This is a genomic window from Streptomyces sp. NPDC046759 (assembly GCF_040645475.1).
Classification (GTDB): domain Bacteria; phylum Actinomycetota; class Actinomycetes; order Streptomycetales; family Streptomycetaceae; genus Streptomyces.
Map to the genome: position 1 here is coordinate 144,013 of NZ_JBEYYJ010000017.1, position 24,784 is coordinate 168,796.

Genomic DNA, 24,784 nt, shown 5'->3' on the forward strand with positions numbered 1-24,784 from the left:
CGCCACCTCTCGCACGATCGAAGGGACGCACGATGGCGAAGCAGGCGCGCTCGCTGCGCACCCATGAACTGGTCCTCGACGCCGCCGCGGCCGAGTTCGTCCGGCACGGTTACCCCCGCGCCAACCTCCAGCACGTGGCGGCCCGCACCGGACTGACCAAGGGCGCCCTGTACGGCCACTTCGCCTCCAAGGAGCACCTGGCCCGCGCGCTGACCGAACACCTCGAGGAGGTGGTGGACGAGATCCTCGCCCGGTACGCGGCCACGGACCTCCCGGTGCGCGAGCGGCTGCGCGCGCTGTGCTGCGCGCTGGCCGAACGCGTCGAGTCCGACGTGCGGTTCAACGCGGCGTTGCGGCTGGTGCTGGACGAGGCGCCCGTGGGGCCCGAACCGCCGAAGATCCTGGCGGATCTGCGCGCGCTGGCCACCGAGATGGTGGACGGCGCGGAGGCGGGCCGGGCGTTGGAGGAGACGACGGCGACCGCGGCCCTGGCCGACCTCGCCACGGTGATCCTGGTGGGCGCCTACTGTACGGCGCCCGATCTGGAGCGGCGCGGGCTGGCCGAGCGCGTGCGCGAGCTGTGGGACGCGGTGGGGGAGGGGACTCAGGCGGTCCGGGGAACGGCGGCGCGGTGAGCGGCGGTTTGGTGCGCGGCGCCCGCGGCCGGGCCGGCGGCTCCCCAGCGGGACCGGCAGCTGGCGAGCCGCACGCCGCCCTGGACGGCGTCCAGCGTCAGGCGGGTCGTGCCGGAACCGGAATCGCGCTCGTGCACCACCAGGTCGATGGGCGTGTCCAGTTCGCCGAAGGCCAGGCAGTCGACCTCCATGCCGAGCAGGGTGTGTCCGGCGTCCGGGGGCGTGTCGCCGGGGTGCAGCAGCAGGTGGCCGAGCTGGCGGAAGCCCTCCAGGGTGACCATCAGCGGCACATGGTCGCTGGGGTGGTCGAAGAAGATCGGGTGCTCCACGTCGATGAGCAACTGCCAGGGTGCGTCGGCGCGTTCGCGCACCAGCACGCAGTCCTTGGCGCGCAGCCTGCCCACGGCCGCCGGATGCGCCCGCTGCAGCGGGCGCGGCTCGGGGCCGGTCGCGGCGACACCGCGCGGCTTGGCCCCCCGGCCGCGCAGCATCGCGTACCGCTTGTCGTCCACGGCGACGACGTGCAGCGCGCCGCGGCCGCAGGGCCGCCCGCCCACCGTGAGGACGACCTCCAGGCGCATGCCGTAACGGTGTGGCGGACGGCTGCCGACCCAGATCCACTGCGCTTCCAGGACCACCGGGACGGGTTCGCCGCCGATGTGCAGGGCGGCCGGGTCGGTTATCTCGAACTCGGAGCCGAAGCCTATGAAGCGGTGACCGAGGGGCACGTCGTGGTAGGTGTGCGCGAGGTAGACCAGAGCCTGCCGGATCGTCTCCATGAACAGCAGCGGGTCGCTGGTGCCGTCGCTGCCGGGGGAGTAGAGGGCGTGGTCGCGCGGCCACTGCGCGGCGACCAGGAAGCTGTGCTCGCCGGTACGGACGGCGTCGGTGAGGAAGACCTCGGCGATCGCCGCGCGGTGCACCATGTGCCGCGGGACCGCGTGGAGGTAGCTGAGTTGCCGGTGACCGGGACGCGCGACCGCCGCCGGAGCCGGGGCGAGGTGCCGCGGGCGGCACGTCTCGACGCGGGTGGAGCCCGGGTCGAGGGATGTGGCGACGGGTGTGGCGACAGGCTGATGCATGGTCTGAACCCCCAGTGAATGTATTCACGCAGACAGCAACACCGGCACGACGCTTGAGCTCATCGAGCCGCCACTTACAATACATTCCCGAAGGTATATTTCAAGCGAGAACCAGAGTCTCAGCAAGGGATGGACGCCATGGCCGCGGAACGCAGTGCTCCCAGGTCCCGGCCCGAACGGGCCACCGCTCCCCGCCACCGGGACACGGGGCTGAAGCAGGAACGGGCCGTGCGTACCCGCGGCCAGGTGCTCGACGCGGCGGCCGAGGCCTTCGCCACGAAGGGCTTCCCCGCGGTGACCGTGCAGGACGTCGCCGAGCTGGCCGGCGTGACCAAGGGGGCGGTGTACTTCCACTTCGCCAACAAGGAGGCGCTCGCCCAGGCGGTGGCCGAGGAGTTCTACCACCTGCTCGGGGTCATCGGGCAGGAGGTGGAGGAGGCCGGGCTGCCTCCGCTGGAGGCGGTGGCGGAGCTGCTGGTGCGGACCGCCGTCGCCTTCCGCGACGACACGATGGTCCAGGCCGGCGCCCGGCTGCAGATCGAGCGTTCCCTGATCGGGGCCGAGATGCCGATGCCGTACCTCGGCTACACCGAGTCCCTCACGGTGTGGCTCCGCCAGGCCCGGCAGCAGGCCCAGCTCCCGGCGCTCACGTCCCCGGAGTCCACCGCCCGCGTCCTCGTCTCGGCCTTCTTCGGCGCCCAGCACATCTCCTGGGTCCTCAACGACCGCAAGGACATCGCGGACCGCGTCCAGGAGATCCTGACGGCCGTGCTGCCGGTGGCGGAGAAGGGCTGAGGTGTTCCGGCCGTCCGCCGGATGCGGGCAGGACGGCCGGCCGGTACACGCTATTCCGCCCCCTCCTCCTTCGTCCGCGCGCCGATCAGCACCGCCAGGTTGCCCGGGGGATGGGCGTTGTCGTGCATGAGCTGGTGCGCCTCGCCCGTGGCGGAGAAGGGGAAGACACGGGAGAGGCAGGGGTCGAGAACGCCGCGGGCCATGAGTTCCGTGACCTCACGGGCCTGGCGGGCGTTGGCCGCGTGGGAGCCCTGCAGCCGCTTCTGGCGCATCCAGAGGAAGCGGAGGTCCACGTCACCGTTGTATCCGGTGCTGCCGCCGCAGATGACGACCATGCCGGCGTTGTCGCAGACGTACATCGAGGTCGGGATCGTGTCGGCGCCCGAGTGTTCCAGGACGAGACGCGGTGCCCGGCGTTCGCCCAGGACCTCCCAGAAGCGGCGGCCGAAGGCGCGGGCGCCCGCCAGCCAGCGGGCCATGGCCTCCTGGTCGTCGGTGTGCGGCAGCCGGCCCCAGTGAGTGAACTCCCGCCGGTCGATCCAGCCCTTCGCGCCCAGGCGCAGACACTCGGCACCGCGCTCCTCGCCGGAGACCACCGCCACCGGAGTCCCGCCCGCCCAGCGCACCAGCTGGATCGCCATGCAGCCCAGCCCTCCTGCCCCGCCCCAGATCAGCACCCGGTCGCCCGGCCGCACGGTGTGCGGCGCCCAGCCGAACAGCTGCCGGTAGGCGGTGGCCGCGGTCACCATGTAGCTGGAGGCCGCCGCCCACGACAGCCGCTTCGGCCTGGGGTGGCACATGTACTCCTCCGCGACCGCGAACTGCGCGAAGGAGCCGAAGTTGTCCTCGTACCCCCACACCGTCTGCGAGGACGAGGTCGCCGGGTCGGCGCCGAGCCGGATGTCCTCCGCCTGCTCGTCCCACCGGCTGCCCATCAGCACGACCTCGTCACCGGGCCGCACCGTGCGGACGCCCTCGCCGACCGCCCACACCACACCCGCGCCGTCGGAGCCGCCGATGTGGAAGTCCTCGCCCTCGCCGCGCCGCTGCCGTGCCGCGATCACGTCCACCGGACGGCCGAGGGCGGCCCACACGTTGTTGTAGTTGACGCCGGCGGCCATCATCCGGATCAGCACCTGGCCGCGTCCCGGGCGCGGCGTCCCGACCACCTCGGTGCGGAACGCGTCGGCGGGGCGGCCGTAGCGCTCGGGCCGGATCACGGACGCGTACATCAGCCGGGGGATCTCGCCGAACGGCGGTGTCTCGTGGAGCTCGTACAGGTCCTTCAGGCCGTTCATGTCCTGAGGGGCCTTCAGATCAAGCGTCGTCATGGTCATGTCGTGCTTCCCTTCAGGAGTTTCACGCGGTCACGGGCACGCGCGCGTCGAGGGCCGCGAGTGTCCCGGCGAGGACGTCGCCGACCCGGGCGATGTGCTCGGGGCGGGTCATCTCGTAGTGGCCGCAGGGGAGCCGGTGGTCGTCCACCGTTCCCGAGACGTGCTGCCGCCACTGCTCGGCGAGCGGACGGTCGCCGGCCGGCAGGGGAAGGCCCTCCGGGACGGTGCCCGGGCCGCCGGCGGTGAAGAAGAGCAGGTCGCCGTCGAAGCGGCCGAGTTCGAAGCCGGGCGCGACGCGCAGGTTGTTGGCGAAGACGCGGCCCATGGCCCGTACGTCCGTGTCGGTCACCGGCACCCCGGAGCCGTCGCCCCGCAGAATCGCCGCGACCTGCCGCCCGGCCTGCTCCGGGCCCGGCACCGGCAGCGCGGCCAGTTGGCCGGGCAGCGGCGAGTCCATCATCGCCAGCAGCTCCACCTCCTGGCCCGCGCGCCGCAGTTCGGTGGCCATGGCGTGCACGACCATGCCGCCGTACGACCCGCCGAGCAGCCGGTACGGCCCCTCGGGCTGCACCGAGCGCACCCGGTCGAGGTAGCCGGCGACCATCCGCCGGGCGTCGGCAGCGGCCGGCAGCCGCCCGTCGAGGCCGTCCCCCTGCAGCCCGTACACCGGCTGGTCCGCGCCCAGCCGGGGCAGCAGCGCGGTGTAGCACCAGGCCGTGCCGATGCTGGGGTGCACGCAGAACAGCGGGCGGCGGCCGGTGCCGGCGCGCAGCGTCAGCAGCGGGGCGAAGGCGTCCTCGGCCACGTCGGCCAGCAGGCCGGCGATGGTGGGGGTGGCCAGCAGCCGGGTGACGGGCACGTCCAGGACGCCGGCCGTGCGCAGCCGGGTGGCGAGCAGCACCGCGCGCATCGAGTCGCCGCCGAGGTCGAAGAAATTGTCCTCGATCCCGATGCCGTCGATCCCGAGTGCCTCTTCCCAGTACGCCGTCACGTCCCGTTCCCGTTCGGTGCGCGGGGCGACGCGGGGGGTGCCGAGGTGCGGACGCGGGGAGCGGCCCGGGCGCCGCACCGGCTCGGCGGGGCCGGTGGCCGGGGCCGCGGCCGGCTCCCGCGGGGCGGGGGCGGCCAAGGGGCCCGGGGCGGGGATCCAGTGCCGGTGCCGTTCGAAGGGATACGGCGGCAGGGGCGCGCCCCGGCCCGTGGCGGACGGTCCGTTCCAGCGGGGCAGGTCCACCTGCACGCCCGCGCTCCACAGGCGGCCAAGCGTCTGTGCGAACAGCGGGGTGTCGGGCTGCTCGGCACCGGCGTGGCGCAGGGTGGGCACCGTGCGCGGGGCGGCGTCGGCCAGCACCGACTCGGCGAGCGCGGTGAGCACCCGGCCGGGCCCGACCTCCAGCAGCAGGGGGGCGTCGCGCTGCCACAGGGCGCCGATGCCGTCGGCGAAGCGGACCGTGCCCCGGGTGTGGGCGAGCCAGTGCGCGGGGTCGGTCACCTGCTCGTCGGTGATCCAGGTGCCGGTGACGTTGGTGACGTACGGGGTGTGCGGCGCGCGGAAGGTGACCCCGTCCAGGGCGTCCGCGAAGGCGGGCAGGACAGGGTCGAGCACCGTGGAGTGCGCGGCGGCGGGCAGGCGCAGGCGCCGGAAGGTGACGCCGTCGGCGGCGAGGGACGCCTCCAGCGCCGCCACGGCGTCCTCGGGGCCGGCGACCGTACAGGCGGCGGGCCCGTTGACGGCGGCCAGGGACAGCCGGTCCGCGTCGCCGAGGCGCTCCCGCAGCTCGGCCTCCCCGAGCGCCACGGCCGTGGTGGCACCCCCGGACGCGCTGATCAGCCGCACCCGCAGGGCGATCAGCGGCAGCATCTCCTCCAGCGTCAGCACTCCGGCCAGGCACGCGGCGGTGTACTCGCCGAGCGAGTGCCCGATGAACGCGGCGGGCCGCACACCGTACTCGCCGAGGGCGGTGGCCAGCGCGTACTGCGTGGTGACCAGCGCCAGGAAGGCCTCCGGGCTGTTCGGGTCGGTGTCCTCGTACAGGTCGGTGCGCAGGTCGTGGCCGATGTGCGGGCGCAGGATGCGGGCGCAGGCGTCGACGGCGTCGCGGTAGACGGGCAGCTCCCGGTAGAGGCCGGCGCCCATCCCGACGTACTGCGTACCACCGCCGGGCAGCAGGAAGGCGACCGGCGGCACCCGTCCGGGCGGCGCGTGGTCGGCGGCCGGGGCGGCAGCGGCGAGTGCCCGTACGGCGTCCTCCCGCTCCCCGGCGACCACGAAACCGCGGTACGGCATCGCCGGCCGCGCCGTGCACAGGCTGTGGGCGACCTCGGCGGTGCAGACACCGGGATGACCGGCGAGCTGCACACCGAGGTCCGCCCGGAAGCGGTCGAGGGCGCCGGGGGTGCGGGCGGAGAGGGGCAGGACACGGGGGCGGGCGGAGGCGGGGGCCGGGCCGGTGGCCGGAGGGGGATCGGGGGTGGCGGCCGGATCCGGGGCGGGGGTGATGGCCGGACCGGTGGCCGGGGTGGCGGCCGGATGCGCGAAGGCCGTCGGGGCCGGGCGGTCCGTCGGCCAAGGCGCCTCCTCCAGGACGGCGTGGGCGTTCGTGCCGCCCACCCCGAAGGCGCTCACCGCCGCGCGGCGCGGCCGGTCCCCGGGGCTGTCCCAGGGTTCGAGCCGGGTCGGCACCCGGAAGGGGCTCGACGCGAAGTCGATGAGCGGGTTGGGCGCTTCGAAGTGCAGGCTGGGCGGGATGGCCCGGTGTTCCAGGGCGAGCACCGTCTTGATGAAGCCGGCGATGCCCGCGGCGGCGCCCAGATGCCCGATGTTGGTCTTCACGGAGCCCAGCGCGCAGTACTGCCGCAGCCCGGTGGTCTCCCGGAACGCCCGGGTCAGCGCGGTGACCTCGATGGGATCGCCGATGCGGGTGCCCGTGCCGTGCGCCTCCACGTATCCGATGGAGTCGGCCGTCACCCCCGCCGCCGCCTGCGCGTCCAGGATCACCTCGGTCTGGCCCTCGGCGCTGGGTGCGGTGAAGCCCATCTTGCGGCGGCCGTCGTTGTTGACCGCCGTGCCCTTCACCACGGCCCGGATCCGGTCACCCGCGGCCAGCGCGTCCTCCAGCCGCTTGAGGACGACCACGCCGGCACCGCTGCCGGACACCGTGCCCCGGGCGTTCGCGTCGAAGGCCCGGATGCGGCCGTCCGGCGCGAACGGCCCGTCGGGCACGTGCCGGTAGCCGAGCGGGCCCGCCGGGTTCACGCTCGCGGCGGCGGCCAGCGCGATGTCGCACTTGAAGCCGAGCAGCTCCTGGCAGGCGGTGTGCACGGCGACCAGCCCGGTGGAACACGTGGTCTGCACGCTCAGACTGGGTCCGGTCAGCCCGAGTTCGTAGGAGATCCGGGTGGCGACCGCGCCCAGGGAGTTGGCGATCGCCGCGTGCGTCTGCGCCATCGAGTACGGCACGCCCGCGAACCGCGGATGGATGTGCCCGGGGTAGTACTGGCTGTCGTCCGCGCCCGCGTACACGCCCACGACCTGCCCGTCGGGCAGCACGGCGCATCCCGCGTCCTCCAGGGCGTGGTAGGCGCATTCGAGCAGCAACCGCTGCTGTGGGTCGAGGAGTTCGGCGTCGGCCGGGCTGTATGCGAAGAAGGCGGCGTCGAACAGGTCGATGCCGTCGGGCGCGGCGACCCTGCGGACCAGTGCGGGGTCGTCGAGGTCGGCCGGGGCGCCGCCCGCGGCGAGGAACTCCTCCTCCGTGATGTCACGGATCCCTTCCCGGCCCTCGGCGAGCAGCCGCCAGAACTCCTCGGCGCTCCCGGCTCCGGGGAACCGGCCGGCCAGCCCCACGACGGCGATGTCGAAGGAGGCGTCGGGGTCGGCTTCGGTGGCGGCTCGGTGCTGATCAGACATGGCGGAGGGTCCCTTCGGTGTCCAGGGGACGGCGGGCGGGCCGGGCGGCGCGGCGCAGGGCGGCCCGGTCCCGGGCCCGGCGCAGGGCGTGGGACGCGGCGGTGCCGTCCGGGCCGGTGCCGGTGCCGGTGCCGGCGTCGGGGTCGGTGCCGTCCGGCGCCGGGCCGTCCGGTGGTGTGCCGCGGGCGGCGAGGTGGGCGGCCAGGGTCCGTACGGTGGGGTGGTCGAAGAGGTCGACGACGGTGAGCTCGTGTCCCAGCCGCTGCGCGGTCAGGGCCTGCACCTGGATCAGCAGCAACGAGGTGCCGCCGAGGTCGAAGAAACTGTCCAGGGGACCGACCGCCGCGCCGCCGAGGACCTCGCGCCAGATGGCGGCGAGCCGGTCCTCCAGCTCCCTCAGCCGTGCCTCGCCGGGGTCCGTCCGCCGCGTCCGGGCCGGTCCCGGCGCCGGCGTGGCCGGGGCGTCCGGCGCGGACGACGCCTTCCCCTCGCCGCCGGACGCGGGTGACGCAGCCCCGCCCCCGCCCGCCCGCAGCACCCAGGCCCCGCCCGCGCCGGCCCGCCCCGCGGCCCGCGCGGCGCCGTGGTGCAGGGCGCCCAGGTCGGTGCCCTCGGCGAGGGTGACACGGGCGGTGAGCCGGTGCAGCGGCCGGGGAGTGTCGTCGACGTGGCTGCCGACCCACACCGCGTCGCGGTCGGCCCCGATCAGCAGGTGCGGCTCGGCCAGGGCGAGCGCCGCGTCCAGGCTGCGCAGCCCGTCCGGGACGCCGACGGCCCGGTAGCCGCGCGCCGCGGTCAGCGCCGCGAGCCCGAGACCGCGGCTCATGCCCAGTCCGTCCCAGCGGCTCCAGGCGAGGCTGCGTGCATCCGCGCCCGCCACCCGGCGCTGGTGCACGGCGAGCGCGTCGAGGAAGGCGTTGCCGGCCGAGTACGCGGCGCTGAACGCCCCGCCGAAGGTGCCGTTGACGGAGGAGAAGGCCACGAAGGACGCCCCCGGACGCCCGGCCGCGAGCCGTGCCAGCGCGAGGGCGCCGGTCCCCTTGGCGGCGAGCGCCGCCCGCCACCCGGCGAGGTCGTACTCCAGCGCGGGCCGCTGGTCGAAGCCGCCGGCCAGGTGGAAGACCCCGGCGAGGGGAGCGTCCCAGTCGCGCTCCGCCCGCTCGACGGCGTCGTGCAGCTGCGCCTCGTCGGTGACGTCGACGCACGCGTGGCGCACCGGGCCCAGCTCGCGCAGCCGCCGGTAGGTGGCCAGGCGCCGGCCCAGGGGGGAGTCCTCGTCGAGGTGCGCGTCCCACCCGGCCTCCTCGGGCAGCGGAGTGCGGCCCAGGAGCAGCAGGCGGGTGCCGGGCACGGCCAGCAGGTGCGCCCCGACCTCGCCGGCCAGAGCGCCGAGTCCGCCGCTGACGACGTGGAATCCGCCCGGGGTGCCGGGCAGCCGGTCCGGTACGGGCGGCAGCGGCCCGGTGACCGGCGCGAGCCGCCGCACCAGGCGGCGTCCGGCGCGCAGGGCGACCTCGGGGTCGGTGCCGTCGCCGAGGAGTTCGCGCACCAGCGCCGGGAGGTCGTCGGGTCCGGACAGGTCGAGGTGCCGGCCGCGCAGCCACGGCAGCTCGTCCCGCAGGCTCTTGAGGAGGGCGCCCGCCGGGGAGTGGGCGAAGGCGGGCCGGTCGGCGTCCGCGGCCGCCCAGGCGCGCGCGGTCACCAGGTGCACGGCGACCGGATCCGCCCGCACGGCCAGGGCTTTCGCCAGCATCAGCAGGCTCTCGGCGCCGTCGGTCTGCGCGTCCTCGAACGGGACGTCCTCGGGGCAGGCGTACGGCGCCAGGTGCACCACCACCGAGGGCGTACGGCCGTCCGCCGCGAGCCGTTCCAGCAGCGCCGTCCAGTCCTCGACGGCGTCGGGCCGCACCCGGTACGCGGCTGCCGAGCGCCGCTCGAACCCGGCGCCCCACTCCACGACGGTGCAGATGCCGCCCGCGTCCCGCCACAGTCCGGCGAGCCGCGCACCGGCCCCGGCCCCGCGGCCGGCGACGACCAGAGCGCTGCCCGCCGGCACGTTTGCGCCGGACCGCTCGCACGGCCGCCAGACCGGCTTCAGCAGCCAGTCCGGCACGGCCGGCGCCCCGCCCGGCAGCCCCTCCACGCGGCGGACGACGGCGTCGTACTCGCCCGCCTCGAAGCGGCGGCGCAGCAGGGTCCGCTGGATCTTGCCGATCTCCGTCTTGGGGATGTCCCCGGCGGCCACGGGGAGCACGTAGGACGGCGCGACGCCGGTCTCCCGGGTGACCTTGCCGCGCAGCTCGCGCAGCGCGGTGGCCTCGTCCGTGCCGGGGGCCAGGCAGACGAAGAGGGCGAGGGAGTCGGTGGTCGCCGCCGGATCGGTGCGCACCGCGCAGGCGGCGGTGAACGAACGCTCCACGAAGGGGAGTTCCTCGGCCACGGCCTCGATCTCGTGGCTGTGGTGGTTGACGCCGTTGATGATGATGACGTCCTTGGCACGGCCGGTCAGATACAGCTCGCCGGCGAGCAGACGGGCCAGGTCGCCGGTCTCGAACCAGCCCTCGGGACCGAAGGCCTCGGCGTTCACCGCCGGGTTGTCGTGGTAGCCGTCGGTCACCGAGGTGCCGCGGACCTGGAGCCGTCCCTGGGTGCCCTCGGGCACGATCCGCCCGTCCTCGTCGACCACGCGCATCGCGAAGCCGGGATAGGGCAGACCGCAGCTGACCACGGGACCCTCGTCGGGCACGGGCTCGGCGGCCAGTTCGGCGTCGGTGACCACGGACGACGTCTCGGACATGCCCCAGCCGGGGTGCATCGCGCTCCGCGGCAGACCGTGCGGGGCCAGCAGCCGCAGGAAGCGGCGCGCGGTGGCGGCGACCACGACCTCGCCGGCGTTGGTGATGAACCGCAGCGCCGACAGGTCCCAGGTCCGCCCCGCCATCCGGTGCGCATGCTCGGCGACCAGCCCGAAGGCGAAGTTCGGCGCCCAGGTGACGGTGGCGCGGTGCCGGTCGGCGAGGTCGAGCCAGCGCAGCGGGTCGGCGAGCACCCAGGCGGTCGGCGCGTGCACCTGGCGGCAGCCGACGTAGACGTCGCGCAGGTGGAACATGACCACCCCGGTGACATGGTCCAGCGGGATCCAGTTCAGCGAAATGTCGCCTGGAGTGAGGGAGTTGACCGCGGTGGTGGCCGCCGAACGGGTGAGGATGTTGTGGTGGCTCAGCCGCACCGCCTTGGGCAGGCCCGTGCTGCCGGAGGTCAGCAGCAACAGCGCGATGTCGCCGGGGCGGGACGGGTGGACCTCGGTGTCCGGTGCGGCCGCGCGCAGCGCGTGCGCCGACGCCAGGCGGGGCGCCGGGGCGCCGTCGGCGGCCAGGAGCGCGGCCAGGGCGTCCAGATGCCGGCCGGAGGCGATCACCCAGGGGCGGTCCAGCATGCCGTGGACCGAGACCAGCTTGGCGCGGGCCGCCGACGGGGTGGCGTACGACGGCGGCACGGTCAGCGGCACGACGGTGAAGCCGCCGAGCAGACAGCCCCACAGCGCGGCGAGGAAGTCCTCGTTGTCGTCGCACTGGAGCAGCACGCGGTCGCCGGGCGCGAGTCCCCGGGCGCGCAGCCCGCCGAGCACCCGGGTGGCCTCGGCGTACAGTCCGGCGTACCCGCGGTGCACCTCGCTGCCGTCGGCCCGGACGTGCACGATCCCGCCCTGGGGCCCGGCCTGCGCGGCGCGCCGCAGGGCCTCCGGCAGGGTGCTGACCTCCGGCTCGGGCAGGCGCGGGCCCTCACTGAGGGAGGGTGGAGCCGTGGGATCGGGTGCGGTGCCGGCCGCCTCGGGGGCCGGCGGCCGGCGGGCGAAGCGCAGCGGCTCGCGCTCGGGGGCGTGCGGCTCGATGCCCACGTCCACGCTCAGCACGCCCGGCAGCGCCGCCAGTTCGGCCGCCCATCGCTCGGCCAGCACCTCGTCGACGAGCGGCAGGCCGGTCAGGGCCGAGTGGTCGAGGGCGCCGTCGGGAGTGCGGGGCAGCCCGGAGACGGCGACGGCACGCGGGGCGCCGGTGGCACCGTAAGCGGTGCGCAGCGCCTCGGCCGCCGCGCCGATCGCGCCCGCACGCTCCGGTACGGCGAGCACGACCGGACGTCCGTCGGGACCGGCCACGGCGGCGGCGTCCCGGACGCCGTCCAGCGTCCGCACGAAGGCCGCCGACGCCTCGTGCCTGTCGGCGGGTTCGGGCCGGGAGGGCGCGGGCAGCGCACTGACCCGTGCGCCGGGCGCGGCGGCCACGGCGGCCAGCAGCGCGCACCAGGCGTCCCCCAGGGCCCGGACGGTCCCGGCGTCGAACAGCGCGGCGTCGTAGTCGAAGCGGAAGTCGAGCCCGTCGGGCGCACCGTCGGCCGTGTGCCGCTCCACCGCGTCCAGGAACAGGTCGAACTTGGCCGTGGCGGTCGCCCACGGCTGCACCCGCAGTGTCTCCCCGCCGAGCTGCAGCTCGGCGTCGGCGTTGTTCTGCAGGGCGAACATCACCTGGAACAGTGGATGCCGTCCGGGCACCCGCTCGGGGTTGAGTTCCTCGACGACCCGGTCGAAGGGCACGTCCTGGTGGTCGTAGGCGGCCAGGTCCGCCTCCCTGACCCGGGCGAGCAGCTCCCGGAACGCCGGGTCGCCGGAGGTGTCGGCGCGCAGCACGAGGGTGTTCGCGAAGTGCCCGATCAGCCCGTCGAGCGCGCTGTCCGTGCGCCCGGCGACCGGGGTGCCGACGGGGATGTCGGTGCCCGCGCCCCAGCGGGTGAGCAGCGCCGCGAGCGCCGCGTGCAGCACCATGAACAGACTGGTCACGCCCTGTTCGGCGACCGCTCGCAGCGCGCCGTGCAGGTCCGCGCCGACGGACACGGCGACCTGGCCCGCGCCGGTGTGCACACCGGCGCCGCGGGGCCGGTCGACGGGGAGCGGGAGTTCGCCGGGCAGCCCGTCGAGCGTGGTCCGCCAGAACGCCAGCTGCCGCTGCGCCGGCTCGCCGCCGTCCCGGGTCAGCTCCCGGTGCCAGAGCGCGTAGTCGGCGTACTGCACGGGCAGCGGCGCCCAGTTCGGGGCCCGCCCCGCCGTCCGGGCCGCGTACGCCTGCCCGAGGTCCCGGGCCAGCGGCAGCAGGGACCAGCCGTCACCGGCGACGTGGTGCAGCACGAGGACGACGGCCCTCCCGCCGACGGCCGCTCCCCACAGGGGCACGTCGCGCCCGAGGTCGAAGCGGTGGTGCGCGGCGGCCGCGAGCTGCGCCTCGACCTCCTCCTCCGGGCAGTCGAGGACGCTCAGCGCGGGCCGAACGGAGCCCACGTCCCCGATCTCCTGGTACGGCCGCCCGTCGGCCCCGGCCACCAGCCGGGTGCGCAGCACCTCGTGCCGGTCGGCGAGGTCGGCCAGGGCCGCCCGCAGCGCGTCCACGTCGACCGGCCGGACGGGCCGCAGCACGAGCGGCATGTTGTACGTCGCCCCGCTGCCCATGCGGTCCAGGAACCACAGGCTCGTCTGGGCCGCCGACAGCGGCACCCGGGCGGGCCGCGGCCGGGCGGTCAGCGGTGGCCGGGCGGCCGGGGCGGCACCGGCGCGCCGGGCGAGCGCGGCCGGGGTGGGGTTCTCGTACACCTCGCGGACGGAGAGTTCGACCCCGAGGACGGTACGGGCGAGGGCGGTGAGGCGGACCGCGGTCAGCGAGTGCCCGCCGAGCGCCAGGAAGTCGTCGTCGGGGCCGACCCGGTCCAGGCCGAGGACACGTGCGAACAGTTCGCACAGCGCGCGTTCGGCAGGGCTGCCGGGCTCCCGGCCGGTGCCGGGCGCGGCGGCGAGGGGGGCGGGGAGGGCCGCGCGGTCGAGCTTGCCGTGGACGGTGACGGGCAGCCGGTCCAGCGTGACGAACGCGCCCGGCACCTGGCCCTCCGGCAGCAGGCCCGCCAGATGCGCCCGCCACTCCTCCGGCCCGCCCGCCCCGTCCCGCTCCGGGACGACGTACGCGGTGAGGACGGGATGCCCCGGCCGGTCCTCGCGCAGCAGCACGGCGGCGGCCCGCACACCGGGGCGGGAGGTGAGCGCGGCCTCGATGCCGGCGGGCTCGATCCGCACCCCGTTCAGCTTGATCTGCTGGTCGGCCCGGCCGAGGAACTCCAGCTCGCCGCCCGGCAGATGGCGTACGAGGTCACCGGTGCGGTACATCCGCTCGCCCGGCGCGCCGAACGGATCCTCGACGAACCGCTGCGCCGTCAGCTCCGGCCGCCCCAGATACCCGAGGGCGAGCTGGTCGCCGGCCAGGTACAACTCGCCGACGGCGCCCGGCGGCACGGGACGCAGCGCGTCGTCCAGCACATGGGTCCGCGTGTTCCACACGGGCCGGCCGATGGGCACGGTCGGCGTGGTGGTCGTCTCGGGCGTGAACACCCAGGCCGTGACGTCGACGGCGGCCTCGGTGGGGCCGTACAGGTTGTGCACCTCGGCGCCGGTCACCGCGACCGCGCGCGCGGCCAGTCCGGCGGGCAGCGCCTCCCCGCTGCACACGATCCGGCGCAGCCGGGTGCCGCGCCACGGCTCCGGGTCCTCCAGGCAGACCCGCAGCATCGACGGCACGAAGTGGGCGAGCGTGACGCGCTCGCGCCGCACCAGCGCCGCCAGCCGTCCGGGATCCCGGTGCGCGCCGTCGGGTGCCACCACCATCACCGCCCCGCTGATCAGCGGCAGGAACAGCTCCCAGACGGACACGTCGAACCCGACCGGCGTCTTGTGCAGGACGCGCTCGTGCCCGTCGGCGCGGTACGCGTCCCGCATCCACAGCAGCCGGTTGCAGATCGCGGCGTGCGACACGACGACGCCCTTCGGGCGGCCGGTGGTGCCGGAGGTGTGGATGACGTAGGCGGGATCCGCGGGCAGCGCCGGGCCCTGGGGGAGGTCGGCGGGGGTGAGGCCGGTGTCCGGGAGCGCGGACAGGGCGGACAGGGCGGCGCGCGTGGCGGAGCCGGTGAGGTCGAGCAGCGGGAGATGGCCGTCGAGACCGGCGGCCTCCCAGGCGCCGCTGAGCAGCCCGGGGTCGTCGCTGCCGCCGCCGGACTCCGCGACGACCACGGCGGGCCGTGTGTCCTCCAGCACGGCGGCGAGCCGTCCGGCCGGGTGGCCGAGGTCCAACGGCACGTACGCCGCACCCGACTTGAGGACGGCGAGCAGGGCCACGGGCAGCCGTGCCGACCGGCGCAGCGCCACGGCCACGGTCCGCCCCCGCCCGGCGCCCCGGGCCACGAGCAGCCGGGCCAGCCGGTTCGCCTCCTGCTCGACGCGCGCGAAGGACAGGGCACCGTGCTCGTCCCGTACCGCCTCGGCGTCGGGGGTGCGGGCGGCCTGTTCCCCGGCGAGCAGCGCCAGGGTGGTGGCGGGGAGGGCACGGGCGGTGTCGTTCCAGGCGCGCAGCTGCTCCAGCTCCTCGGGCCGGGCGAGGTCGACGTGCTCCACGGGCTCGTCGGGGTGCGCGGTGAGGCGTTCGACGAGGAGGGCGAGCCGGTCCGGACCGAGACAGGGGTCGAACTCGAGGTCGATGTCCGCGTCCGTCACGATCCCGAGCCCGACGCCGAGTTCCCGCACCTGCTCGGTGACCTCCCGGAACGTCGTCCCGGGTGTCACCCTGAGCAGTCCCGCACCGTCGAGTTCCACCTGCCGGATCCCGGCCCGCCGGCACACGGCCACGGCCACCGCACCCATCAGCTCCGCGTCGGAGAGTGTTCCCTCCGCGCGGCGGAACCGGTCCCGCAGAGCATCCATCACGTCGTGCACGCCGAGAGTCCTTCCGAAAGGCGGTCGCCAACCGAGCCGAGGCCAGACAATACCTTCGCGAAGGAATTTTCTACAAGGGTGACGGGGGCGCGCCCGCTCCGGTCCGCCGCGGGCGGGGTTCAGGAAACGGGGATGCGGGTGAAGCGGGAGGCCGTGTGCAGATCCGACTGGATGTCGTCGGCGGTCGCGCGGAGGGCCGGGAGGACGCCGTGGACGCAGTCCTCCAGGGAGCGGCGGGCGGCGTGGGTGGCGACCTCGAGCGCGGCGACCGCCCGGCCGGCCCGGTCCCGCACCGGTACGGCGACGGACCGCAGGCCCGACTCCAGCTCCTCGTCGACCAGGGCGTACCCCTGTGCGCGGACCTCGGCGAGGGCCGGGGGCAGCGGGGCGGCGGTGTCCGCGAGGAGGACGCGGCCCGGCGGTGTCGCGGTGGCCGGCAGGCGGGCGCCGACGGTGACGTGCACGGTCAGGACCCGGCTCGCGCCCGCGCCGGCGGTGTACTGGATCTCGGTGCCGTCCGGCGTCAGCACCGCCAGCGCCGTCGGCTCGTGCAACCGGTCCGCGAGGGCGCGCAGATGCGGTCCGGCCAGGCGGGGGAGCGTGCTGCGGGACAGCGGCGGGAAGCCGAGGTCCAGCACGCGGGGGGTGAGGCCGAAGGTGCGGTCGGGGTGCGACACCACCAGGCCGAGGTGTTCGTGGGTGAGCAGCGCGCGGCGGGCCGTGGCCCGGGTCAGGCCGGTCGCCCGGGCCACCTCGCTCAGCGACAGCGCCGAGCGGCCCTCGCCGAACGCGGCCGGCACGGTCAGGCCGCGCGCCAGCGACTCCACGAAGTCCCGGCCCAGCTGGTGCTTGGACGCCGTGGTCCAGGTGGCCAGGCCCGAGGGGGGCGGGCCGGCTTCGGGCGGTGGTGCCGTGCGCAGGGCGGACTCCATCGCCGCCGCCGCCGTACGAAGGCGGGGCAGGAGGCCGGCGCGCAGGCCGGCCGCGGAGTGCCGGCTGGTGTGGCTGACCACGCTCACCGCGCAGGCGACGCGGCCGGTGCCCGGATCCCGTACCGGCAGCGACACGGCGACCAGGCCCGGCTCGATCAGCTGGTCGTCCACCGCCCACCCGTCCCGGCACGCCCGCTCCACCCGCCGCGCGAAGCCCGGGTCGCCGGCGTCGTCCGAGTGGTCCGCGCGGCCGGAGCCGCCGGCGGGCTTCTGCCGGGGCGGCACGGCGGGGAAGGCCGCGTCCGTCGGGTCCGCCGCGCGGCGGGCGCGCCAGCGCGCCCAGTCCCGTTGCGCCCACTCGGCCGCGAACAGCGGCCCTGGCGCGGTGCGTTCGGCAGGGAGCAGGTCACCGATGCGGAAGCTCACGGACAGCGCGCGGCGGCGGGTGGCCTGGTGGATGAAGCGGATGCCGTCGAGATCGGCGACCGCGAGCGACACCGACTCGTCCAGCTCGTCGGCGAGGGCGTCGGCGTGGGCCCCGAGCAGTGCCGGCAGGCGCAGGGCGGCCAGGTAGGCGTTGCCCAGCTCCATCACGCCGGGGGCGAGGACGACGTCCCGGCCGTCGAGGCGGACGTACCCCATGCGGGCCAGGGTGGCGGTGATCCGGTCGACCGTGGAGCGGGCGAGACCGGTGGCCCGCTCCAGCCCGCTCGGGCTCAGCGTGCCGCCCGCCCCGGTGAGCCGTCGCAGCACCCCTACGCCGCGCACCAGCGGCCCGACCGCCTCCTCCGGTGGCGCCGCTTCGGTTCGGGCGTCGGCATCCGGTGCGGTCTTCGCGGGCATCGTCCCTCCGGTACGGCGTACGGCACGCCTACGGTAGACCGCTGCTCGTCACCCCGCTGCCGAAGCACCCTGCGCCCGCGTCACCCGTACCCGGTAGATCCCGTCCTCGTCCGCGCCGAGCACCTGGACGGTGATGCCGTGCCGCGGGTCCTTGAAGCTCTCGCCGGGGGAGAAGGGGGCGTCGGAGAGTTCCGCCTGGACGTTGGGGCTGCGGGTGCAGCCGCCGCTGCCCGGGTGGCTGTCGTAGACCGTGACCGGCCCGTGGCCGGTGTCGATCGTGCCGTCCACCTTGTAGACCAGCACGCCCGGCCGGCACACCACCTCGTCGTTGCCGCCCTGTTCGCGCACCTCCAGCGCGTACGAGCTGTGCGCGTCGAGGGGTACGACGACCAGCTTTCCGCCGCCCGGCCGGTACAGCGGCGTCAGCCGGTACTCGGCGCTGCCCGGCGCCGCCGCGCAGCCCACCTGCGAGTTGTCCAGCCAGCCCAGCTTCCACTTGTGCCAGCCGAGCAGATCGTTGTCGGCCCCCCAGTCCTCGCTCATGATGTCCCAGTGCCCGGCCGCGCCCCCGCCGTCCTGGGTGTACAGGTCGGGCAGGCCGAGGGTGTGGCCGTTCTCGTGCGGCAGCACCCGGTAGCCGGTGCGGGCGTAGGAGCCGGAGCCGTCGTCCTGCCGGGAGTAGACGAAGGAGGCGTTGGAGACGGTGACCCCGTCGGCGACCGGGGCGTCACCGTTGCCGGCGAACGTCACCGACAGGACCGTGTCCAGCGCGGCGGGGCCGGCGTCGGGGCTGACCAGGACGTTGAGGATGTCGTACGACCGGAAGTCCACTGCCGGGTCGGCCGCGGCGACGATGTCCTGCACCAGCTGCCGGTAGCCGGGATCGAAGGGTGCGCCGCGCTCTATGCCGTACGCCTTGAAGGGCTTGGGCATCCGCAGCCAGGTGCGGATCGGCGTCTCGGGCCGGTAGTCGAGGCGGCCGTACGACGCGGTGCGGAACCACTGCTGGGTCTGCGGGAAGAACTCGTGGAAGCGGTCCATGGCGCTGCCGTGCCCGGGCGCGTCGGAGAAGTCGACCATCAGGGTCAGGGCGTGCAGCGTGCCCGTGGAGTGGGCGTAGCCGGCGGGGGTGGGGATGCCCTCGGTCATCTGTATCTCGGAGCCGCCGTGGACCGTGCACGGGGCGAGGGCGGTGGAGGGTGCCGTGCCGATGGGCCCGGCGGTGGTGGGCGCCGTCAGACGTCCGGTCCCGGCCGAGGTGCCGACCGCGAGGGTCAGCGTGGTCACCGCGGCGAGAGCGGCCGTCCGGCGCGGGCGTATCCGGCGGCGTGCGCGGGCGGGGCGTATGCGGCGGCGGGGTGGCTGCGGCGGCATGCATGGACCCTTCGCTCCACGGCAGCCGCGGGGCTTCCGGCTGCACCCTTGCGCTCACCCTGTGTCGGCGGCGTACGGGGGCGCGCGCTGGAGGAGACCGAACGTGGGAATGCCGGTCCGCACGCGGGTGAATCCGGGCGGGAAGTGAGTGTGTCTCAGGTCACAGGGATTGTGGGCAGGGTCGGGAAATAACCGGGGAGCGTCTCCCCGTTTAGCCCTGTGTCCGAGCGAAACGGGGACTGCCTCCCCGGATCGCCCTCATCGCCTTCGAACACCGCATCACTTCCGAGGAGTCCACCGTGCCGACCGCGACCACCCCCGCACCGCGCAAGGTGCCCCGGCCCCGCGCCGACGCCGTGCGCAACCGGGAGCGGATCGTCGGCGCCGCCCGGGAGATGTTCGTCGAGCACGGCCCGGACGTGCCGCTCGACGAGATCGCCCGCCGGGCCGGCGTCGGCAACGCCACGGTGTACCGCAACTTCCCCGACCGGGATGCCCTCGTCCGCGAGGTCGTCTGCTCCGTGATGGACCGTACGGCCGAGGCGGCCGAGGTGGCGCTCGCGGAGACCGGCGACGCCTTCGCCGCACTGGAGCGCTTCGTGCACGCCGCCGCCGACGAGCGGATCAGCGCGTTGTGCCCGATGATCGCCGGCACCTTCAATCAGCACCACCCCGATCTGGAGGCCTCCCGCGAGCGCGTCGAACAGCTCGTGGAGGAGGTCATGGACCGGGCCAAGGCGGCCGGACAGCTCCGGTCCGACGTGGGTGTCGGCGATCTGATGATCGTCGTCGCCCAGCTGAGCCGGCCGCCGGCCGGCACGGACTGCCTCCACGGCGACCGTTTCGTCCACCGCCACCTCCAGCTCTTCCTCGACGGCCTGCGGGCGCCCGCCCGCTCCGCCCTGCCGGGCACCGCCGTGACGATCAAGGAGCTGCGTTCGTGCTGACCGCTCAGTTCCGCTCCTGATCCCAGTCCACCCGTACGTCCGCGTCCGACGCCGAGGCCGTCACCGACGACGAGCCGAGCTCTTCGCCCTCCGTTTCTCCGTCCTGCCCTCTGCTCCTGTTTCGCACCTTCCGACCTCCCTCCCTACCTCGTCTTTTCCGTCACGAAGTCCAGAAGTGGGTACCCCCATGTCCGCAACAGCCAGCAAGGCTGCCCGCGCCGCCGCGCAGATCGGCGACGCCAACCGCTGGAAAGCGCTCGTCTTCATCGCGCTCGCCCAGCTGATGGTCGTCCTCGACGCCACCATCGTGAACATCGCTCTGCCCTCCGCCCAGAACGATCTCGGCATATCCGACGGCAACCGGCAGTGGGTCGTCACCGCCTACGCCCTCGCCTTCGGCGGTCTGCTGCTCTTCGGCGGCCGTATCGCCGACAAGTGGGGCCGCAAGCGCGCCTTCGTCACCGGCCTGGCCGGCTTCGCCCTCGCCTCCGCGCTGGGCGGTGCCGCCGTCAACGGCCCGATGATGTTCGGCGCCCGCGCCCTGCAGGGCGTCTTCGGTGCCCTGCTCGCCCCGGCCGCGCTGTCCCTGCTCGCCGTGATGTTCACGGACGCCAGGGAGCGGGCCAAGGCGTTCGGCATCTACGGCGCGATCGCCGGCGGCGGCGGTGCCGTCGGCCTGATCCTCGGCGGTTTCCTCACCGAGTACCTGGACTGGCGCTGGACGTTCTTCGTGAACATCCCGTTCGCCATCGTCGCCGCGGCCGGCGCCTACTTCGTCATCCGTGAGCCCGAGGGCGGCCGCAACCGCTCCCCGCTCGACATCCCCGGCGTGATCCTGTCCACCCTCGGCCTGGTCGCGCTCGTCTACGGCTTCACCCGCGCCGAGTCCGACGGCTGGGGCGACGGTGTGACCGTCGCGATGTTCGTCGCCTCCGCGGTGCTGCTGCTCGCCTTCGTGATCGTCGAGTCCCGGGTCAAGGCCCCGCTGCTGCCGCTGCGGGTGGTGACCGACCGCAACCGCGGCGGCATCTACCTCTCCCTCGGCCTCGCCATCATCGGCATGTTCGGCCTGTTCCTCTTCCTGACCTACTACCTCCAGGTCGTGAAGGGCTACTCGCCGGTCAAGACCGGCTTCGCGTTCCTGCCGATGGTGGCCGGCATGATCACGGGCTCGACCCAGATCGGCGCCCGGCTGATGACCCGGATCCCGGCCCGCTTCCTGATGGGCCCCGGCTTCCTGGTCGCCGCGCTCGGCATGCTGATCCTCACCCAGCTGAAGATCGACTCCGCGTACGGCACCCAGCTGCTGCCCGCGATGGTGCTGCTCGGCCTCGGCATGGGTACGGCGTTCATGCCGGCGATGTCCCTGGCCACCCAGGGCGTCCAGCCCCGAGACGCCGGTGTCGCCTCCGCGATGGTCAACACCTCGCAGCAGGTGGGCGGCGCGATCGGCACCGCCCTGCTGAACACCATCGCCGCCTCGGCGACCACGTCGTACATCAAGGACCACATCGCCGGTGCCGCGGCCAGGCCGCAGCAGGAGCTGGTCAAGCTCCAGGGCATGGTGCACGGCTACAGCACCGCGATCTGGTTCGCCGTCGGCATCCTGGCCGTGGCCTCCCTGATCGCCTTCACCTTCGTCAACGCCGGCCGGCCCGCGCCCCTCACGGTGGCCTCCGGCGAGGGCGCCGAGGACGAGGTGCCGGTGCCGGTGGTCGCCCACTGAGCGCCCGTGCGGTGATCTAGCGGAGCCAGGGCAGGTCCGCACCCGCTTCACTGGGCTGCAGGCCCTCGGCGACGATCTCCATGATCTCGCCGAGGGCCTTCTGCTGTTCCGGGCTGAGCCGCTCGAACAAAGCCTGCCGTACGGCGGTCACATGGCCGGGCGCGGTGCGCGCCAGCACCTCGGCGCCCTCGTCGGTGAGCACCGCGAACTGGCCGCGCTTGTCGGAGGAGCAGTCCTCGCGGCGGACCCAGCCGTTCTTCTCCAGCCGCGCGATCGCGTGCGACAGCCGGGAGCGGGTGATCTTCGCCTGCATCGCCAGCTCCGTCATCCGCAGCCGGCGGTGCGGGGCCTCGGCGAGGCCGACGAGAAGGCCGTAGTAGATGTGCGGCATGCCCGCGTCGCGCTGCAGCTGCCGGTCGAGGTGGTCCTCCAGCAGGGTGGTGGCGTGCAGGTAGGCGCGCCAGACGCGCTGTTCCCCGTCGGTGAGCCAGCGGTGCTGCGCGGCGGAGCCGGATGCCGTGTTCATGGGGCCCACTGTACGAAACGGCTCCTTGAAACTTGAACAAGTCGGGCGTACGGTGGACGAAAGCTTGAGAGTTAAAGCATCAGCATCGGAGCCGCCGACATGTCCGCCGCCATACCGGAGACGTCCACCGCCCGGCCGGAGCGCATGCCGGCCCTGTACCTCAGCCACGGTGCCCCGCCGCTCGCCGACGACCTCGTCTGGCCCGGCCAGCTCGCCGCGTGGTCCGCCGCCCTGCCCCGCCCCACGGCGATCCTCATGGTGTCCGCCCACTGGGAGGAGGCCCCCCTCGCGCTGGGCGCGGTGGAGACCGTCCCGCTCGTCTACGACTTCTGGGGCTTCCCCGAGCACTACTACCGGGTGCGCTACGCCGCCCCCGGCGCCCCCGAGCTGGCCGAATCCGTGCGCAAGCTGCTGCGCGCCCCCGGCACGCCCGTCCAGGACATCCCCGACCGCGGCCTCGACCACGGCGCCTACGTCCCGCTCGTCGAGATGTTCCCGGCCGCCGACATCCCCGTCCTGCAGATCTCCCTGCCCACCCTCGACCCCCGGCGCCTGATGGACATCGGCCGCAGACTGGCGCCCCTGCGGGACGAGGGCGTACTCATCGTCGGCTCCGGCTTCTTCACCCACAACCTCGCCGCCCTGCGGCATGCCGGCAGCGGCGTGCCCAGCTGGTCGTCCGAGTTCGACGACTGGGGGCGCCGGGCGCTCCAGGCCCGCGACTGGGACGCCCTGCTGGACTTCCTGGACAAGGCCCCGGCCGGCCGCTACGCCCACCCGCGCACCGAGCACTTCGCCCCCCTCTTCGTCACCATGGGCGCGGCGGACGCCGGCGGCGGGCTCGACGCGCAGAAGTCGGTGATCGACGGGTTCTGGATGGGAATGGCGAAGCGGTCGGTGCAGTTCGGCTGAGTACTGCCCGGCGGCCCTAGAGGTCCTTCTCGTACCAGGCGACGTCCCAGTGGCGGCCGAACTTGCGGCCGACCTCGCGGAACGTGCCGACGTACCGGAAGCCGAAGCGGGCGTGCAGCCGTTCGGAGGCCTCGTTGGGCTGGGCGATCCCGGCGTAGGCGCGGTGCACGTCCTCGCCGGCCAGGGACTTGAAGAGGGCGTCGTAGAGCAGGGTGCCGACGCCGCGCCGGCCGGCGTCCGGGGCGACGTACACCGAGACCTCCACCGAGGTGACGTACGCGGGCTTCGGCCGGTAAGGGCTGGATGTGGCGTACCCCAGAATCTCCTGTGACCGGCTGTCGGTGGCAACCATCAGCCGGTGCGGGCCGTCTTCCGGGTGGGAGAGCAGCCAAGGGCGGCGCTCTTCCGAAGTGAAGATCGCGGTATCGAATGTGATGGCCGTCTCACGTACATAGTGGTTGTAGATCGCCGTGAGGGCGTCGAGGTCCCCTTCGACTCCCGGCCTGACCTGCACCCCTGTACGTGGCGTCGGCATCTCGCCTCCCCGTGTGGCGAAACAGGGTACTGCAAGATCAGAAAAATTGGGGGGCAGGTTGGGAATTCTGTCCGGATTCCAGTCGTTGTCTCCCACGGATGCAGGGCACTCGGAGAGAGTCCCAGAGACAGTCCCCGCCCGTGCCGAGCGTTCGTAGGACCACCCGCCAGCCCACCATCGCAAGGGAGCACGCATGGCAACCCGTGCCGTCGCCCGTCGTCAGTCCGCCACCGGCGAGACGGCCGACTCGGCAAGCAGTGTTCGCGCTCATGGCGGCGAGATCGCGGACCGCGACCTGGTCGGCATGTACCTCGACGAGATCGCGCGTACGCCGCTGCTCGACGCAGCCCAAGAGGTCGAGCTGTCCCAGACCGTCGAGGCGGGTGTGTTCGCGCGGCAGGTCCTGGACGGCTTCGAGGAGACGACCTCGGACGCGACCAGGCAGGAACTGGAGGCGCTGGTCGCCGCAGGCGAGCGGGCCAAGGACGTCTTCATCCGTTCCAACCTCCGCCTGGTCGTGGCGGTGGCCCGACGCTACCCGCGCAGTGGTCTGCCCCTGCTCGACCTGATCCAGGAGGGCAACGCAGGCCTGGTGCGCGCGGTCGAGAAGTTCGACTACCGCAAGGGCTTCAAGTTCTCGACCTACGCCACCTGGTGGATCCGTCAGGCCATCACCCGTTCCATCGCCGACCAGTCCCGCACCATCCGGCTCCCCGTCCACCTCGTGGAGGAGCTGGGCCGCATCCGCCGCGTGCAGCGCGAGTTCAACCGTGAGAACGGCCGCGACCCGGAGCCCGCGGAGATCGCCGCGGAGCTGGGTGCGACGCCGGAGCGCGTCATCGACGTCCTCGACTGGGCCCGCGACCCGGTCTCGCTGAACATGTCGGTGGACGACGAGGGCGAGACCCAGTTCGGCGACCTGCTGGAGGACACCTCCGCGGTGAGCCCGGAGCAGTCCGTCCTCACGCTGCTGCGCAGCGAGGAACTGGACGACCTGATCGGCCGCCTGGACCAGCGCACGGCCTCCATCATCAAGATGCGGTACGGCATCGAGGACGGCCGCGAGCGCACCCTGACCGAGGTCGGCAAGGAGCACGGTCTGACGCGCGAACGCATCCGCCAGATCGAGAAGCACGCCCTGCTGGAGCTGAAGAAGCTGGCACGCGACACCGGCTTCGACGCGGCGGCGTGACGCGGGAGCACGGCGGGGTTCCGGGCCGTGCGGAGCAGGGCGCCGGCGGCCCGCCGCGGCTCGATCGCGTCCGCGGCTTCGGAAAGTGCCCGGGCGGCGGCGTACGGTGTCCTTGCGCGCGGGGTGCGCGGGGGCCGTGCGGTGTGCCGGGCCCGGCGGTGCGCGGATACGCGTGATGCTTGTGGGCGTACGGTGCCTGGGGGGAGCGCACGCCGGGGGCGGAAGACGGCGCAAACA

General features: G+C 74.3%; 14 protein-coding genes. 6 read left to right on the forward strand and 8 right to left on the reverse strand.

What is annotated here, in order from left to right:
- The first annotated feature begins 32 nt into the window (after positions 1-32).
- Positions 33-635, forward strand: coding sequence for a helix-turn-helix domain-containing protein (locus ABZ919_RS23380; RefSeq protein WP_361250975.1), 603 nt, complete (start codon positions 33-35; stop codon positions 633-635).
- Here ABZ919_RS23380 and ABZ919_RS23385 read toward each other — a convergent pair.
- Positions 605-1,717: a ScbA/BarX family gamma-butyrolactone biosynthesis protein gene (locus ABZ919_RS23385; protein ID WP_361250978.1), complete on the reverse strand. Its 1,113-nt coding sequence runs from the start codon at positions 1,715-1,717 to the stop codon at positions 605-607. The two genes, ABZ919_RS23380 and ABZ919_RS23385, sit on opposite strands and share 31 nt — an antisense overlap.
- A gap of 138 nt (positions 1,718-1,855) precedes the next feature.
- Here ABZ919_RS23385 and ABZ919_RS23390 point away from each other — a divergent pair, with 138 nt between their 5' ends.
- The gene (locus ABZ919_RS23390; protein ID WP_361250980.1) at positions 1,856-2,512 is read left to right on the forward strand and encodes a ScbR family autoregulator-binding transcription factor; all 657 of its coding nucleotides are present in this window, start codon (positions 1,856-1,858) and stop codon (positions 2,510-2,512) included.
- Positions 2,513-2,562: 50 nt separating this feature from the next.
- Here ABZ919_RS23390 and ccrA read toward each other — a convergent pair whose 3' ends face one another.
- The 5 genes from ccrA to ABZ919_RS23415 all read right to left on the reverse strand — a co-directional run bounded on the left by ccrA (position 2,563) and on the right by ABZ919_RS23415 (position 18,709).
- On the reverse strand, positions 2,563-3,810 hold the full coding sequence (gene ccrA, locus ABZ919_RS23395) for a crotonyl-CoA carboxylase/reductase (protein WP_361251059.1): 1,248 nt from the start codon (positions 3,808-3,810) through the stop codon (positions 2,563-2,565).
- A 61-nt stretch (positions 3,811-3,871) separates the two neighbouring features.
- Positions 3,872-7,759 carry a beta-ketoacyl synthase N-terminal-like domain-containing protein gene (locus ABZ919_RS23400; protein ID WP_361250981.1) on the reverse strand — a complete coding sequence of 1,296 codons (3,888 nt, stop codon included), beginning with the start codon at positions 7,757-7,759 and terminating at the stop codon, positions 3,872-3,874.
- On the reverse strand, positions 7,752-15,560 hold the full coding sequence (locus ABZ919_RS23405; RefSeq protein ID WP_361250984.1) for an amino acid adenylation domain-containing protein: 7,809 nt from the start codon (positions 15,558-15,560) through the stop codon (positions 7,752-7,754). The genes ABZ919_RS23400 and ABZ919_RS23405 overlap by 8 nt, the downstream gene beginning before the upstream one ends.
- Positions 15,561-15,679: 119 nt before the next feature.
- Entirely contained in the window at positions 15,680-17,335 is a 1,656-nt protein-coding gene (locus ABZ919_RS23410; protein ID WP_361250986.1) for an IclR family transcriptional regulator C-terminal domain-containing protein, read from the reverse strand.
- 48 nt (positions 17,336-17,383) lie between these two features.
- Positions 17,384-18,709, reverse strand: coding sequence for a M6 family metalloprotease domain-containing protein (locus tag ABZ919_RS23415; RefSeq protein WP_361250989.1), 1,326 nt, complete (start codon positions 18,707-18,709; stop codon positions 17,384-17,386).
- A gap of 299 nt (positions 18,710-19,008) precedes the next feature.
- On the opposite strand from ABZ919_RS23415, the gene ABZ919_RS23420 reads away from it, so the two are divergent.
- Complete coding sequence (locus ABZ919_RS23420; protein ID WP_361250992.1) at positions 19,009-19,656, forward strand: TetR/AcrR family transcriptional regulator; 648 nt, start codon at positions 19,009-19,011, stop codon at positions 19,654-19,656.
- Positions 19,657-19,843: 187 nt separating this feature from the next.
- Complete coding sequence (locus ABZ919_RS23425; RefSeq protein WP_361250995.1) at positions 19,844-21,382, forward strand: MFS transporter; 1,539 nt, start codon at positions 19,844-19,846, stop codon at positions 21,380-21,382.
- 16 nt (positions 21,383-21,398) lie between these two features.
- Here ABZ919_RS23425 and ABZ919_RS23430 read toward each other — a convergent pair whose 3' ends face one another.
- Positions 21,399-21,908: a MarR family transcriptional regulator gene (locus tag ABZ919_RS23430; protein WP_361250998.1), complete on the reverse strand. Its 510-nt coding sequence runs from the start codon at positions 21,906-21,908 to the stop codon at positions 21,399-21,401.
- Positions 21,909-22,052: 144 nt separating this feature from the next.
- On the opposite strand from ABZ919_RS23430, the gene ABZ919_RS23435 reads away from it, so the two are divergent.
- Positions 22,053-22,820, forward strand: a complete 768-nt coding sequence (locus ABZ919_RS23435) for a class III extradiol ring-cleavage dioxygenase (RefSeq protein WP_361251061.1) — start codon at positions 22,053-22,055, stop codon at positions 22,818-22,820.
- A 16-nt stretch (positions 22,821-22,836) separates the two neighbouring features.
- Here the strand turns inward: ABZ919_RS23435 and ABZ919_RS23440 are convergent, their stop codons facing one another.
- Complete coding sequence (locus ABZ919_RS23440) at positions 22,837-23,355, reverse strand: N-acetyltransferase family protein (RefSeq protein ID WP_361251001.1); 519 nt, start codon at positions 23,353-23,355, stop codon at positions 22,837-22,839.
- A gap of 193 nt (positions 23,356-23,548) precedes the next feature.
- Here ABZ919_RS23440 and ABZ919_RS23445 point away from each other — a divergent pair, with 193 nt between their 5' ends.
- On the forward strand, positions 23,549-24,547 hold the full coding sequence (locus tag ABZ919_RS23445; RefSeq protein ID WP_361251004.1) for a sigma-70 family RNA polymerase sigma factor: 999 nt from the start codon (positions 23,549-23,551) through the stop codon (positions 24,545-24,547).
- Positions 24,548-24,784: the final 237 nt, after the last annotated feature.